The organism is Micromonospora sp. SL1-18 (genome assembly GCF_047921505.1).
GTDB lineage: Bacteria > Actinomycetota > Actinomycetes > Mycobacteriales > Micromonosporaceae > Micromonospora.
Genome location: NZ_JBLROA010000007.1, coordinates 66,762 through 80,688 on the forward strand (window position 1 = coordinate 66,762; position 13,927 = coordinate 80,688).

The 13,927-nt window shown below is 72.5% G+C and carries 14 protein-coding genes and 1 pseudogene; 5 read left to right on the forward strand and 10 right to left on the reverse strand.

The annotated features are described in order from the left end of the window. Positions 1–621: 621 nt before the first annotated feature. Positions 622–1,548: pseudogene (locus tag ACNAW0_RS04945) on the reverse strand (ATP-dependent DNA helicase RecG); the annotation flags it as partial. Beyond that, positions 1,545–3,158: a DAK2 domain-containing protein gene (locus ACNAW0_RS04950; RefSeq protein WP_416286505.1), complete on the reverse strand. Its 1,614-nt coding sequence runs from the start codon at positions 3,156–3,158 to the stop codon at positions 1,545–1,547. The pseudogene ACNAW0_RS04945 and the gene ACNAW0_RS04950, both read right to left, overlap by 4 nt. A gap of 304 nt (positions 3,159–3,462) precedes the next feature. Between ACNAW0_RS04950 and rpmB the strand changes: the two genes are divergently transcribed. Continuing rightward, the gene (rpmB, locus tag ACNAW0_RS04955) at positions 3,463–3,654 is read left to right on the forward strand and encodes a 50S ribosomal protein L28 (RefSeq protein ID WP_013284551.1); all 192 of its coding nucleotides are present in this window, start codon (positions 3,463–3,465) and stop codon (positions 3,652–3,654) included. 83 nt (positions 3,655–3,737) lie between these two features. Here rpmB and ACNAW0_RS04960 read toward each other — a convergent pair whose 3' ends face one another. Then, positions 3,738–4,205 (reverse strand): GNAT family N-acetyltransferase, encoded by a 468-nt coding sequence (locus tag ACNAW0_RS04960; RefSeq protein WP_416286506.1) that lies wholly within the window; start codon positions 4,203–4,205, stop codon positions 3,738–3,740. 62 nt (positions 4,206–4,267) lie between these two features. Further along, on the reverse strand, positions 4,268–5,215 hold the full coding sequence (locus ACNAW0_RS04965) for a thiamine-phosphate kinase (protein WP_416286507.1): 948 nt from the start codon (positions 5,213–5,215) through the stop codon (positions 4,268–4,270). Between the two features lie 162 nt (positions 5,216–5,377). Here ACNAW0_RS04965 and ACNAW0_RS04970 point away from each other — a divergent pair, with 162 nt between their 5' ends. Together ACNAW0_RS04970 and ACNAW0_RS04975 are read left to right on the forward strand one after the other, a co-directional pair. After that, the gene (locus tag ACNAW0_RS04970; protein WP_148797835.1) at positions 5,378–5,611 is read left to right on the forward strand and encodes an Lrp/AsnC ligand binding domain-containing protein; all 234 of its coding nucleotides are present in this window, start codon (positions 5,378–5,380) and stop codon (positions 5,609–5,611) included. Then, a complete protein-coding gene (locus tag ACNAW0_RS04975) occupies positions 5,612–6,298 on the forward strand; it encodes a DUF3515 family protein (RefSeq protein ID WP_416286508.1) in 687 nt (228 codons plus the stop codon). It abuts the gene before it with no gap. A gap of 49 nt (positions 6,299–6,347) precedes the next feature. Here ACNAW0_RS04975 and ACNAW0_RS04980 read toward each other — a convergent pair whose 3' ends face one another. Together ACNAW0_RS04980 and ACNAW0_RS04985 are read right to left on the reverse strand one after the other, a co-directional pair. Further along, positions 6,348–7,442: a D-alanine--D-alanine ligase family protein gene (locus ACNAW0_RS04980; RefSeq protein WP_416286509.1), complete on the reverse strand. Its 1,095-nt coding sequence runs from the start codon at positions 7,440–7,442 to the stop codon at positions 6,348–6,350. A gap of 141 nt (positions 7,443–7,583) precedes the next feature. Next, positions 7,584–7,814 carry a hypothetical protein gene (locus ACNAW0_RS04985; RefSeq protein WP_416286510.1) on the reverse strand — a complete coding sequence of 77 codons (231 nt, stop codon included), beginning with the start codon at positions 7,812–7,814 and terminating at the stop codon, positions 7,584–7,586. A gap of 323 nt (positions 7,815–8,137) precedes the next feature. On the opposite strand from ACNAW0_RS04985, the gene ACNAW0_RS04990 reads away from it, so the two are divergent. Together ACNAW0_RS04990 and ACNAW0_RS04995 are read left to right on the forward strand one after the other, a co-directional pair. Continuing rightward, positions 8,138–8,983 carry a helix-turn-helix domain-containing protein gene (locus ACNAW0_RS04990; RefSeq protein ID WP_416286511.1) on the forward strand — a complete coding sequence of 282 codons (846 nt, stop codon included), beginning with the start codon at positions 8,138–8,140 and terminating at the stop codon, positions 8,981–8,983. A 5-nt stretch (positions 8,984–8,988) separates the two neighbouring features. Then, on the forward strand, positions 8,989–9,186 hold the full coding sequence (locus ACNAW0_RS04995) for a DUF397 domain-containing protein (RefSeq protein ID WP_416286512.1): 198 nt from the start codon (positions 8,989–8,991) through the stop codon (positions 9,184–9,186). Between the two features lie 55 nt (positions 9,187–9,241). On the opposite strand, the gene ACNAW0_RS05000 is transcribed toward ACNAW0_RS04995, so the two are convergent. From ACNAW0_RS05000 to ACNAW0_RS05015, 4 genes are all read right to left on the reverse strand, one after another. Next, the gene (locus ACNAW0_RS05000; RefSeq protein ID WP_416286513.1) at positions 9,242–10,027 is read right to left on the reverse strand and encodes a putative protein N(5)-glutamine methyltransferase; all 786 of its coding nucleotides are present in this window, start codon (positions 10,025–10,027) and stop codon (positions 9,242–9,244) included. Between the two features lie 106 nt (positions 10,028–10,133). Further along, the gene (locus ACNAW0_RS05005) at positions 10,134–11,552 is read right to left on the reverse strand and encodes an RNA-guided endonuclease InsQ/TnpB family protein (protein ID WP_416286514.1); all 1,419 of its coding nucleotides are present in this window, start codon (positions 11,550–11,552) and stop codon (positions 10,134–10,136) included. 103 nt (positions 11,553–11,655) lie between these two features. Beyond that, a complete protein-coding gene (locus ACNAW0_RS05010; RefSeq protein ID WP_416286515.1) occupies positions 11,656–12,771 on the reverse strand; it encodes a cystathionine gamma-lyase in 1,116 nt (371 codons plus the stop codon). An 86-nt stretch (positions 12,772–12,857) separates the two neighbouring features. Next, complete coding sequence (locus tag ACNAW0_RS05015; protein WP_416286516.1) at positions 12,858–13,865, reverse strand: NAD(P)H-dependent glycerol-3-phosphate dehydrogenase; 1,008 nt, start codon at positions 13,863–13,865, stop codon at positions 12,858–12,860. Positions 13,866–13,927: the final 62 nt, after the last annotated feature.

Genomic DNA, 13,927 nt, shown 5'->3' on the forward strand with positions numbered 1-13,927 from the left:
ATAGGCAGTCGGGATGAACTTGTCATGGGCGCCGTGGCCCATGAGGCCGAGGGACGTGAGAATCTCAATAACCGGGTTCTTGCCACGTCGGCACCCCAAAATGAACCAGTCATACTTCCGGCCGTAGCTAGGCTTGATGAGGTGGCAACCACCGGGCAGGCGGGCAATAGTTTCACAAACGATCTCCGCATCGGCCGTAGTGACCATCACCCGGCCATTCCGCAGACAGCCATCGCCGATAAGCACGCCGAGAAGGTACGGGTCAAGTGGACGCTCGACGAAACAGTCGAGTTCGGGCGGTGCAATCATCGGCAGGTGCCATTTGGAGGATCCGTTTGCCGACTTCAAATCGGCCGCAATCTCGCCGGTCGTGAGAGCCTTTAGTGGATTTCCGCGGTCTCTTCGGACAGTGGTGTTGACCGCCCACAGATGCTCAAGATCACACTCGACCGAAGATCCGTCGGACAGATTCAGTCTATAGACGTCGCGTTCTCCTTGCGGGTAGACAGCAACAACCGTTGTCGTTTCGCCGTCGGCCACGACCACTTCATCACCGACCGCCAACTCGCCCATGAAGCGGAAACCGGTAGGCGTTAGCACTTGAGCGTCGAGTGGTTGTGCCTTGCCCGAACCGACCTCGCCCTGCAGCAGCCGGTGCATCGGGTGCGCGGTGGCCAGGTCCGCGGCGACCTCCCGGCCGACGACCTGCTGGCCGGGGGTCAGCTCGTACGGCAGCCGGGCGTCGAACGCGTCCAGCAAACCGCCCGGCTTGGCGGGGCGAGCCTGCGCCGGCCAGGCCGCCGCCCGGTGCTTGCGCTGCACCAGGGTGAGCTGCACGGCGAACGCCTCGTCCCACTTGAGCCGGCGCCGGGACCGATACAGCTCCTCCTTGCTGGACGGCCGGTGGATCTCCCGCAGCGCGGTGCCGATGCCGACCAGGTTGCGGCTGGCCCGGACGTTGGCGGGCAGCGGATCCTCCGGCGGGGTGAAGGTGTCCAGCACCACCCGGACGCAGCGCGCGATCACCCAGGTCGGCACCGCCGCCGCGGCCGGGTAGACCGGGATCAGCGCTCCGGCGAACTCCTCGACCTCCTCGTTGGCCGCCGCCTCGCCGTCACCGCCCTCGCCGAGCAGGACGTACTCCGGGCCGTTGAGCTGCCGCTTGCCCCGGAATTCGGTGACCTTGCCGGCGAACAGCCCCCACCGGCCGGGGCGCAGCTCCCGCTCCCGCCACGCCTGGTTGCCGAAGAAGGTGAGGGTGAGCACCCCGCCGGAGCCGTCGCCGACGGTCACCTCCAGCAGGTTGCCCCGGCGCTGGCGCATCGGCCGCACGGCGGTGCGCTGCACCTGGGCCAGCACGGTGACCTGCTCCCCCACGTCCAGCGAGCGGATGTCGGTGTGCTCGCCGCGCTCGTCGTAGCGGCGGGGGAAGTGGTAGATCAGGTCGCCGGCGGTGTGCAGGTCGAGGTGGCTGGCCAGGGCCTTGGCGGTCTTCTCCCCGACCAGCTTCTTCAGCGGCGTGTCCACCGTGGACGGTTCGCTCGTCATTCGACCCCCACCAGGAGCGGATAGTGCGGCTGCCCGCCCTCGTACGCCTGCACCTCCACGAACGGCCAGGACCGCTCGACGTGTTCGCGTACCCGGTCGGCCAACCCGGCCGGGGCGTCCGCCCCGCAGAGCAGGGTGACCAGCTCGCCGCCGCCGCCGAGCATCCGGTCGACCACGGCGCTGCAGGTGTCGAGGAGGTCGGCGCCGATCAGGTGCACCTCCCCCTCGACCAGCGCCAGCACGTCGCCCGGCCGGCACGGCCCGGCCACCGTCAGCGCCTCCTTGCCGGCGTGGCCGACCTCCGCGTACCGGCAGGCACCGGCCGCCTCGGCCATGGCGATGACATCGTCGGAGAAGCGGCGGGACGCGTCGCGGACGGCGAGGGCGGCGAGGGCCTGCACCGGGGAGCGGGTGGGCACCACGCTCACCTTCACCCCGAGCCCGTGCGCCTCCTGCGCGGCGGCGCTCGCCACCGACTGGGTGTTGGGGTCGTTGGGTAACACCACCACCCGGGCCGCCCCGGTGGCGCGGATCGCGTCGAGCAGCTCACCCGTGGACGGGTTGGCCGGCACCACGCTGGCCCCCTCGGCGGCGAACAGCTCGGCGATGCCGGCGCCGGCGGCCACCACCACGGCTGCCCGGCCGCCCGACAACGGGGCCTGCGGCGGGGCCAGCTGGTCGGCGAACCGGGTCACCGTGATCCGGTGCGGACGGCCGGCGACGACTCCCGCCTCGATCGCCGCGCCGACGTCGTTGACGTGCACGTGCACGTTCCAGGTCCCGACGCCTGAACCGCCGTCACCGACGATGACGAGCGAGTCGCCGAGCGCGTCCAGCTCGGCGCGCAGCCGGGCCACCGCCTCGTCGGTGCCGTCGAGCAGGTACTGCACCTCGTAGGCGTACGCCGGGGAGCCGGTCTCCCGGACGGTCGTGGCGGGCGGGCGCACCGCGGGCGGCGCGGGTGGCGCCGGCCTCGGGCTCTCTCCGGTGGCCACCTCGACCAAGGCGTCCAGCAGCAGGCAGAGGCCGCGCCCGCCGGCGTCCACCACGCCGGCGCGGGCCAGCGCGGGCAACTGCTCCGGGGTACGCGCCAGCGCCCGCGCCGCCGCACCCGCGGCGGCCCGGGTCACCGTGCGCAGATCGTCGCTGTCCGCCTGCTCGGCTGCGCGCGCCGCGGCGGCGGCCACGGTGAGCAGGGTGCCCTCGACCGGGTGGGCGACCGCGGCGTACGCGGCGGTGGCGGCCTCGGCCAGCGCGGCGGCGAGTTGCCGGCCACGGATGGCCGGGACGGCGGCGAGCGCGTCGGCGAAGCCGCGCAGGATCTGCGACAGGATCACCCCGGAGTTGCCTCGCGCCCCGAGCAGGGCACCCTGGGCCATGAGCCGCAGCGCGTGGCCGTGCGGGGTGTGCCCGTCGTCGGGAAGGGTGCCCAGGTCCATGGCGAGCGCCTGCTGCGCGGAGGTGAGGGTCAGCACCAGGTTGGTGCCGGTGTCCCCGTCCGGGACCGGGTAGACGTTGAGGTCGTCGATCTCACCCTGGTGCCGTTTGAGGGCGGCCAGCCCGCTCGCGCACCACCGGCGTACCGCGGCGGCGTCGAGGGTGTCCAGCACGACCGGAAGCCTACTTGCGCGCACCGACGCGCGCCGGGCTCGCCCGGACCACGTCGGCGTGTCCGCCGGCCGTCCGCCCGCACGCTCCGGCGAGGGCCGCACGCCGGAACCCGCCGGAACCGCCGATACGCTGGGTTCCGCGTCCGACAACTCCAGCTCGCCGTATCTGCCGCCGCCCGGGGACCGGGAGCCGTCGCCGACGGGGCCGGTTGGGCGTACCGGCCAGGCATCGGGTAACCTGGCCAGGTTGCCCGGGCAGCGCCTGGCGGCGACCTCATGAACGTTTCAAACCCAGGAGTATCCCGTGGCTAGCGTGTGCGACGTCTGTGGCAAGGGGCCGGGCTTCGGCCACAACGTGTCCCACTCGCACCGGCGGACCAACCGCCGCTGGAACCCGAACATCCAGTCGGTGCGTACCCCGGCCGGTGGCGGCACCACCAAGAAGTTGCAGGTCTGCACCTCGTGCATCAAGGCCGGCAAGGTCACCCGCGCCTGACGCGGTAGCGTCACCCGAAAATCGTCGGAAGCCGGCGGACCCGAACGGGTCCGCCGGCTTCTGTCGTGGCCGGGCGGCGGCGGTCAGAGGGTACGACCGAACGACAGGCAGCCCGGCGCGTCCTGGTAGAAGCCGAAATTCGGGATCCGCTCGTAGCCGGCCGAGGTGTACATGGCGATCGCCTCGGGCTGCCTGTCGCCGCACTCCAGGACGATCCGCTTGCGGCCCTGCCCGCGCGCCGACCGCTCGACCGCCGCGAGCACCGACCGGGCGATGCCCCGCCCCCGGGCTGCCGGCGCGGTGTACATCCGCTTCAGTTCGGCCGTCCCGCCGTCGTCGCCGTGGCTGCGCCAGCCGCCGCAGCCCACCGGCTGCCCGTCGAGGTAGGCGACCAGGAAGGTGCCGGCCGGCGGCTCGAACTCCGCCGCGTCGACCGGCGTGTCGTCACCGCTGCCGCCGTACCGCTGGCCGAGGTCGGCCAGGGCCGCCCGGATCAACGCCTGGGACTCGGGCGCGTCGAAGCGCCGCACCCGGATCTCGATCTCGCTCACATCAGGAAAGTACGACCCGAGTCCGGGCCGCGCGGGGCCGACCGGCGCACATCGGTCGCAGATCACTCCGCCCGGCGGAAGTGGTCCCAGCCGGCGGGGCCCGCGTACGCCGCGCCGTCCACGGTTACCCCGGCGCCCTCGGCCACCCGCCCGATCGGCCGCCACCCGGACGGCAGCGCCGCCGTCGCCGGGAAGGCCGCCACCAGGGCGTGGTCCTCGCCGCCGGCCAGGATCCAGGAGTACGGGTCGACGCCCAACGCCTGGGCCGCGTCGCGCATCTGCCGGGGCACCTCGAACGCGTCCCGGGTCACGTCGATCGCCACCCCGCTGGCCTTCGCCACGTGCCCCAGATCGGCGAGAAGCCCGTCCGAGACGTCGATCATGGCGGTGGCGCCGTGTCGGGCCGCCTCCGGGCCGGCCGCGTACGGCACCTCGGGGCGGCGGTACGCCTCGACCAGCAGCCGGGGCGTCCGGAAGCCACGGGAGAGGACGGTGTAGCCGGCCGCCGCCCAGCCGGTCCGTCCGGCCAGCGCCACCACGTCGCCCGGGCGGGCTCCCGAGCGGACCACCGGTGGCCGGCCGCCCAGGTCGCCCAGGGCGGTGACCGCGATCGTGATGATGGGGCTGGCCGACATGTCGCCGCCGACCACGCCCGCCCCGACCAGGCCCGCCTCTGCGCCCAGCCCGTCGGCCAGTTCCTCCGCCCAGCTCGTGTCCAGCTCCGCCGGGATGCAGAGGGCGACCAGCAGCGCGGTCGGGGTGGCGCCCATGGCCGCGATGTCGGCCAGGTTGGCCGCCGCCGCCCGGTGTCCGATGTCCCGCGCCCCGGCCCAGTCCCGGCGGAAGTGCCGCCCCTCGACCAGCACATCGGTGGAGGCCACCACCCGCCGGTCCGGGGCCGCCACCACCGCCGCGTCGTCACCCGGGCCGAGCAGGCAGCTCTCCCCGTGCGCCAGCCGGGCGGTCACCCGATCGATCAGCCCGAACTCCCCGACACCCGCGACCGTCATGCTGTCCCCTCGCCGTGCTCTTCCGTTTCCGCATTCCCGCACCACGCCCCGGCGTGTCCTCGCTCACCGCGTCCAGCTGGCCACCGATAGGGATCAGGGCTGCTCCGTAGGGTAGTTTCACCCTTCGGGTCGCCCCAGTCGGCGACGGACGGAGGTCGAGTCGTGGTACAGGCGTACATCCTCATCCAGACCGAGGTCGGTCGGGCGCGTGACGTGGCCGGTCAGATCGCGGACCTTACCGGCGTGGTACGGGTCGACGCCGTCACCGGGCCGTACGACGTGGTCGTGCTGACCGAGGCGAACACCGTCGACGAGCTCGGCAAACTCATCGTCAGCAAGGTGCAGATGGTGCCCGGTATCACCCGCACCCTCACGTGTTCGGTGGTGCGCCTGTAAGTGGACGAGATCACTTCCTCTCCCGCTCCCGACGAGTCCCGCCCGGCCGAGCCGGCCCCGCGTCGCGATCCCACCACCCGCCGGGCGGCGCTCTGGGCGACGCTGGTCGCGCTGCCGGTCACCGTGGCGGTGGCCGGGTTCACCTTCGCCAAGCTCTCCCCCGCGGAGCCGGACGGAACGCCGAGCGCGTCGGCGACCGTCGTCCGGCCGCAGTCGACCACCCCGGTCGAGCTGCCGGCCCCGGCCTTGGCGGAGCGGCCGGCGACGGTGTGCCGCGCCCTGGTGTCGCAGCTCCCGGCGAGCGTCCACGACCTGCGGCAGCGGCCGGTCACCGCCGGTGCCGAGCAGAACGTCGCGTACGGCGACCCGGCGCTGACGGTCTCCTGCGGCGGTACCCCGCAGCTCGAGCTGTGCCCGTCGGCCGCCCCGGGCGCGTCGACCGATCAACCGGCCGACGGCTGCATCCCGGCGACCGGCGACGTGTGGCGGGTCAACGGGGTCTGCTGGTACACGGTGGAGAAGGCCGACGGCGCCGTGCTGACCGCCGTCGACCGGGAGGTTCCGGTCCGGGTCCGGCTGCCAAAGGCGTACGAGCAGCCGCTCCAGTGGGTCGCCCCGATCTCCAACGCGATCGTCCAGTCGGTCCCGTCCGCCAAGACCGCCCCCTCCGGCTGCCGCACCCCCTGACCGGCCCATCACTGATCCCTCGCGGGTCTCGGGTGGGCAGGCCGGTTGGTCAGCGGCCGGCGCGGCGGAGGGCGGTGCGGATGAGGCGGTTGACCAGCTTGGGATACTCCAGGCCGCTGGCCGCCCACATGCGCGGGAACATCGACGTCGAGGTGAAGCCCGGCATGGTGTTGATCTCGTTGAGGTAGACGTCCAACTCGGGGGTGACAAAGAAGTCGGCCCGGGCCAGTCCGGAGCAGTCCAGCGCGGTGAACGCGCGGGCGGCGTACTCCTGCACCTGGCGGGTGACCCGCTCGGGCAGGTTCGCCGGGATGTCGTACTCGCAGGCGTCGTCGATGTACTTGGCCTCGAAGTCGTACCAGTCGTGGCCGGAGATCACCCGTACCTCGGCCAGCACCGACGCCTCGGGGGCGCCGCCGGCCTCGCCCTCCAGCACCCCGCACTCGATCTCGCGGCCGACGATCGCGCCCTCGACCAGCACCTTGGTGTCGATCTCGCGGGCGGTGGCGACCGCGGCGTCGAGCTGGGACCAGTCGTCGACCTTGGTGATGCCGAAGGAGGAGCCGGCCCGGGACGGCTTGACGAACACCGGCAGGCCCAGCCGCTCCTTGTCCTCCTCGGTCATGGTCATCCCGTTGCGCAGCACCACGTACGGGCCGACCGGGATGCCCTCGGCGACGCAGAGCTTCTTGGTGAACTCCTTGTCCATGGCGGCGGCGGAGGCGAAGACGTTCGCCCCGACGTAGGGGATGCCGGCCATCTCCAGCATTCCCTGGATGGTGCCGTCCTCGCCGTACGCGCCGTGCAGCACCGGGAAGACCAGGTCCACGTCCGCGAGGGCCCGGGGGCCCTGCGTCGGGTCGAGCACCATCAGGCCGCCCGCCGCCGGGTCCGCGCGCAGCACCAGCTCGGCCCCGGAACCGGGGGTGATCTCCGGCAGCTTGCGATCCTGGATCGCGAGCTGGCTCGGGTCGCCGCTGGCCAGCACCCACTGGCCCTGCCGGGTGATGCCGACCGGCACCACCTCGAACTCGTCCGGGTCCAGCGCGCCCAGCACGCTGCCCGCGCTGACGCAGGAGATGCCGTGCTCGGGGCTGCGGCCACCGAAGACGATCGCCACACGGATCTTGCCATGGGTGGTCACTGGTGGTCACCTCTTCGGTCGCGACTGCGGCTGGCCGTGCTCGCCGGTGGCGCTCACTCGGTTGACCTTACTGTGCGTGGCGAGCACGGGTAGCCGATACCCGGGGAGGCGGGCGTCCGGCGCAGGCCGCTGCGGGCGGACTCAGTTCCGGTGCGCCGGATCGCCGGGGCGATGCCCGACAGCGATGACCTTGACGCGCTGCCGTCCGGCGCGGACCATGCCCAGCGCCATGAAGGCTCCGGCGATCCGGTCCGCCGCCTCCCGGCTGCTCGCCCCGACCACCTGCCGGCGGCGCTCCGGGCTCGTCCGCTCGTTGCGCGCCACGCCGTCCAGGGGCCGGACGTCGGTGAGGACCACGAGGAAGTGGGTCATGCCCGTCCACCGCCGTCCGGTGGGCGGCAGCCCGTCAGCGGCCGGAACCGGTAGCGGAACCGGCGGCACCGGACAAAGCGCGCCGTCATGCGATCCCCTCCCCGCCCGGCCTGCCCGGCAGGGGCACGCGGCGATCAGGTCGTGGGGGGAGATTCAACCCGACCACCGCGCGCCCCATCCCCTCCGGTCGCTCACCGCCGCCGTCGCCACGACAACCGACGGTGAGGACGTGGTGACAGATTGACAGGTGGATACGCGTGAATGCAATTCTCATCGGCATTCTCTCATGCCCATCCTCCCGTCGAATGTGCGACCATCGATGCATGGCGCCGAAAACCGCCCGGGCCCGACGGCTCGGCATCGCCCTGCGTACCCACCGGGAGGCCGCCGGCCTGACCCTCGAGGCCGCAGCCGACGAGATCAACAGCACCCGGAGCACCCTGTCGCGGTACGAGAACGCGCAGACCCTGATCAGCCCGGCCACCGTGCGCGCCCTGCTCACCCTCTACGGCGTGGGCCCGGACGAGATCGCCGCAGCGGTGCAACTGGCCAAGGACGCCCGCAAGCCCGGCTGGTGGGTCTCCTACTCGTACCTGCTGGATCGGCGGACCATCGACTTCATCGCGCTGGAGGCGGAGGCGACCGGGATCGCCAACTTCGAACCCTCCGTGGTGCCCGGCCTGCTCCAGACCGCCGACTACATCCGGGGCGTGATGCGCGGCGGACCGCACACGCTCAGCGACGAGCAGGTGGAGCAGCGGGTCCAGCTGCGACTCGACCGGCAGCAGCGGCTCACGGGTGACGATCCACCGATCCTCGACGCCATCATCGACGAGGGCGCGTTGCTGCGCCCGGTATGCGATCGGTCCGTGATGGAGGGCCAGCTGCGGCATCTGCTGAAGATGGGCGAGCTGCCCAACATCACCGTGCAGGTGATTCCACTCTCGGCCGGCTACCACCGGGGCACCCGGGGCTCGCTGCACATCCTGGAGTTCGCCGACCCGGAGGACCCGATCATCGCCTCGGTGGAGACGGTCGCCGGGCAGATGGTCCTGGACCGGCCGGGCGACCTGCGTACCTGCACCAAGATCATGGAGCACCTGCGGACCGTGGCGTTGAGCCCGGCGGCCAGTCGGAACCAGCTCCTCCGCCTCCTGGACGAGAGGTAGAAACGATGAACGGCACGAGCAGCCGCCCGCCGGCCACCGGCTGGCGCAAGAGCAGCCGCAGTGGCGACGAGGGCGCGTGCGTCGAGATGGCGCTGCTGCCGGAGGCGGTCGCGGTCCGCGACTCCAAGGACCCGGCCGGCCCGGTGCTGGTCTTCTCCCCGGCCGCCTGGACGGCCTTCACCGGCGCACCGCCGCACGGCTGACCCGCGCGGGTCAGCCGGCGACCAGACAGCGCCGGGTCGGCCGGCGGTGCGACGCTCAGCCGGGCCGGCGGGCGGTGACGGCCGTGGCGTCCAGGTCCTCGTCGTGCACCACGGTCGGCACCAGGCCCGCGTCGGTCAGCACCCCGCAGAGCGGCTCGGCCTGGCCGGCGCTGACCTCGACCGCCAGGTGCCCGCCGGGGGCGAGCCAACCGACCGCGCCGGCCGCCACCCGGCGCAGCACGGCCAGCCCGTCCGCGCCGCCATCCAGCGCCATCGGCGCCTCGTGCAGCCGCGCCTCCGCCGGCATCAGGGCCAGCGAGTCGCTCGGCACGTACGGGGCGTTCGCCACCACCAGGTCCAGCCGTCCCCGCCATTCGGGCGGGATGGGCCCGAACAGGTCGCCCTGGTAGACCGGCACGCCGAGCGGGGCGAGATTGCGCCGGGCACAGGCCACGGCGGCCGGATCGAGGTCGGCGGCGGCCAGCCAACGGGGGTTGAGCCGGCCGTGCAGCACCATCGCGGCGGCACCCGAGCCGCAGCAGAGGTCCAGCAGGGCGGGCGCCGGCCCGGCCACCACCGCGGCGGCGGACACCAGCAGGGCGGTACGCGCCCGGGGCACGAAGACCCCGGGGTCGACGGCGACCCGCAGGCCACAGAACTCGGCCCAGCCGAGCAGGTGCTCCAGCGGCAGACCGGCGACCCGGCGGTCGACCAGGTCGGTCAGCGCCTCGGTCGAGTCGGCTGCGGCGATCAGCAGGTCCGCCTCGTCCTCGGCGAAGACACAGCCGGCGGCGCGCAGCCGGGCGACGAGGGCGGGACGGTCGGGGTGGAACGGTGCCATGGCATGCCTTTCGGGAACGCTCGTCGGCGCTCCCGGCGTCGCCTACCTGTGAGCGACGCGGACGCGGAGGGGAGCGGTTTGGTGGATCGGACTCACCTGCTTCCTACTAGTCGCTCATTGTTGAGCGGTTCGGATGGTTCGCTCTCCGCCTGGCCGTGGTGGTCGGGCTGGAGTCCTGGACCGGCAGTCTGGTCCGGTGGCGATCGGCCCGGTCCTGCAGGATCTGCTTCACCACGTGGTGTGGGGTGTGCAGGGCGATGTCGGGGTCGTCGGCTCTTTGCAGGATGTTGATCGCGGCGTTCACGTCGGCCTGCCACACCACCCCGCACCGAGTGCAGTGAAACCGGTCCCCGCTGCGGGAGCCGAAGGCGCCGCAGCGGTGACAGGTTTGTGAGGTGTAGGCGGCGTTGACGGGAACGAGCGCAGAACCTCTGCGCTCCGACACGTTCTTCAGCGCCTCGGCGGTGACTCCCTTGGTCCACGCGGCGAGACGCCGATTCATGTTCTTGCCGAGCTTCTTGCGGGCGGCGAAGCGTTTGGTGAGGTCCTCGGCCACGATGGTGGCGGCCTTGTCGACGACCTCGTGCACGGCGGTGAAGATCTCCGTCCGCACCCGGGCCCGGTGGCGGGTGGCCTGCCGGTCCCGTTTGGCGGTGCCGAGATTGTTGCGCGCGATTCGGTGCGCCTTCGCGTGGTTACCACGGGCGGCTGCGGTGTTGGCTATCGAGCGCAGCTTCGCCCGGCGCCGGTTGCGTTCCTTCAGTCGGTCCGACTCGCTGGTGAGCAGCTCGCCGAGTCGTTCACCGTGGGGGTCGCCGTCGGAGTCGGTGAGGGCTTCGGTGTAGCCCTTGTCCACGCCCAGGGTCTGGTCACCGTGGGGCCGCTGCGATGAGCGCATGTGTGCTGCGTCGATCTGGTAGTGCACCTCGACCCGGCCGCCGCGCAGGATCAGCCGCAGCGTGCCCGTCGGCGCGACCGTGGTGGACAGCGGGATGCTGATCATCTTGCGGGGTTGCAGGCCCGGGACCGCGAGCCACAGTCCTCCACGCCCGTCGATGATCGTGTTGTAGTTGTCGGCTCGCACCACAATCTGATCGTGCGTGCGATTCTTCCCACGCTTCCAGTACTTGCGCATCTGCCGAGCCAGGAACGGGTCGTCCGCCCACCGGTCGGCCTTCAACACGTCGAACATCCGCTTCCGCTGTATCGGATCGTCGGTGCGCCGGACGATGGCCCGCCGCACCTGCACCTTGGCCGCCTCCCGGTTCGCGGTGATGTCGCCGATCGCGTCGCGGACGGTTTCCTTCCACGCGTTCGCCAACACACCGAACCGCGAATGCGTGTCCTCGGCCAGCCACCGATCCCGCACCTGCCGGTGCCGCAGTCCGGACCCGACACCGCCGATCGACCCGTACCGCTGCCACACCTCACCACGCACCCGACCCAACCGACGAGCCTGCTCCTGCAGGGCGGCGTACTTACCCGGATTCAAAGCGGTCGAATACGCGATACGCGTGACCTTCACCAACCATCCCCCGCGGCCAGGACTGCCCCTTCAATTCCTTCTCGTAGCCCCATAGCTTATGGCTGCCCGACACGATAGCCGAGCCGATGCCGCCCTGGCTGGCTCAGTCCGTGCTGGCGTCCAGCGCGGCGGCGACGTCGGCCACCAGGTCGGCGGTGTCCTCGATGCCGCAGGAGAGCCGGACGAAGCCGGGGACGGTGTCGTCGCCCCACTGGGCCCGCCGGTCGGCGGTGGTGTGCACCCCACCGAACGAGGTGGCGGCGGCGACAAGGCGGGACGCGTCGAGGAACCGGGCCACCCGGTCGGCGTCGCCCAGGTCGAACGAGAGCACCCCGGGCATCCGTCGCATCTGGACCGAGGCGACCGGGTACGCCGGGTCCTCCGGCAGCCCGGGCCAGCGCAGGCCGGCGACGTCGGCGCGGCCGGCGAGCAGCCGGGCGAGTGCTTCGGCGTTGGTGGTCTGCCGGGTCAGCCGCAGGTCCAGGGTGGCCAGCGAGCGGTGGGCCAGCCAGCAGTCGAACGGCCCGGGCACCCCGCCGGTGGTGGTCCGCCAGGTGGTCAACGGGTCGAGCAGCTCGGCGGAGCGGGCCGCCACGTATCCGAGCAGCAGGTCGGAGTGGCCGGTGAGCGCCTTGGTGCCGGAGGCCACCACCACGTCGGCGCCGAGGTCCAGCGGGCGCTGCCCGAGCGGAGTGGCGGTGGTGTTGTCGACCGCAACGAGGGCCCCGGCGGCGTGCGCCGCGGCGGCCAACGCCGGCACGTCGGCCACGTCCAGGCCGGGGTTCGCCGGGGTCTCCAGCAGCACCAGCCGGACACCGGAGAACGACGGGTACGGGCCGGCGGTCGGCACGAAGCCGACGCGTACCCCGATGCGGGCCAGGGTGTCGGTGGCGAACGCGCGCACCGGGAAGTAGCCGTCGGCGGGGAGCAGCACCGTGTCGCCGGGGCGCAGCAGCGCCAGCAGCAGCCCGGTGATGGCCGCCTGACCACTGGCGAAGACCCGACAGTCCCCGCCCTCCAGCTCACCGACGGCCGCCTCCAGCAGCCGCCGGGTCGGGTTGTCCGGCCGGCCGTACCCGTTGGGCGTCGCCGCCGGCCCCTGCCACGGGTCCAGGTGGTACGGCGCGGCGAAGACCGGCCCGGGCAGGAACGGCTCCCCCGGTGCCGGCGCGGGCAGCCCGGCGTGCACGCTGCGGGTGCCGTCACCCCAGTCGCTCATGCAGCCGCCTCGCTCGCTCGGCGGCCGCCTGAGGCTCGACCGCACAGTGCCCGATGATTCGCTCGCTCCGCTCGCTCATGGCCGCCTCACTCGTACGACTCGGGCTTCGCGGTCCGGCTCATCAGGGCGTCCACGGCGAGCCGCGGATCCATCCCCTCGTGGCAGATCCGCTCGATCTGCTCGGTGATCGGCATCTCCACCCCGTGCGCCCGGGCCAGGTCCCGGATGGCCAGACAGCTCTTCACACCCTCGGCGGTCTGCCGGGTGGCCGCCTGCGCCTGTTCCAGCGTCTCCCCCCGGCCCAGGTGCTCGCCGAAGGTGCGGTTGCGGGCCAGTGGGGAGGAGCAGGAGGCGACCAGGTCGCCCATGCCGGCCAGACCGGCGAAGGTGATCGGGTCGGCGCCGAGCGCCACGCCCAGCCGGGCGGTCTCGGCCAGGCCGCGCGTCATCAGCATGGCCCGGGTGTTGTCGCCGAAGCCCATCGCGGTGGCGATCCCGTACGCCAGGGCGATCACGTTCTTCACCGCCCCGCCCAGCTCACAGCCGATCACGTCGTCGTTCGTGTACGGGCGGAAGTAGGACGTCCGGATCGACGACTGGACCAGGGTGGCCCGGCGGCTGTCGGTGCCGGCGACCACGGTCGCGGCGGGCTGCTCGGCGGCGATCTCGGGGGCCAGGTTCGGCCCGGAGACGACCACCACCCGGTCGGCCGGCACCCCCGCGGCTTCCATGATCACCTGGCTCATCCGCTTGGTGGTGCCCAGCTCGATGCCCTTCATCAGGGAGACCAGCGTGGCGTCGGGGTGCAGGTACGGGGTCCACGCGGCGAGGTTGCCGCGCAGCGTCTGCGACGGCACGGAGAGCACCACCACCTCCGCCCCGGTGATCGCCTCCTCGGCGTCCCCGGTCGCGGTGACCCGGTCGGGCAGTCGTACCTCCGGCAGGTAGTCCGGATTGCGGCGCTCGGTCCGGATCGCCTTGGCCACTGACGACCGCCGGGCCAGGATCGTCACGTCCCGGCCGGCGTCCGCGAGGATCTTGGCGAACGTGGTCCCCCACGATCCCGCCCCCAGCACCGCGACATGCCCGCTCACGCCGTCGCCTCCCTATGGTCGGCGACGCCATGAGACACCAGCGCGCTGAGCTGGCTGATTCG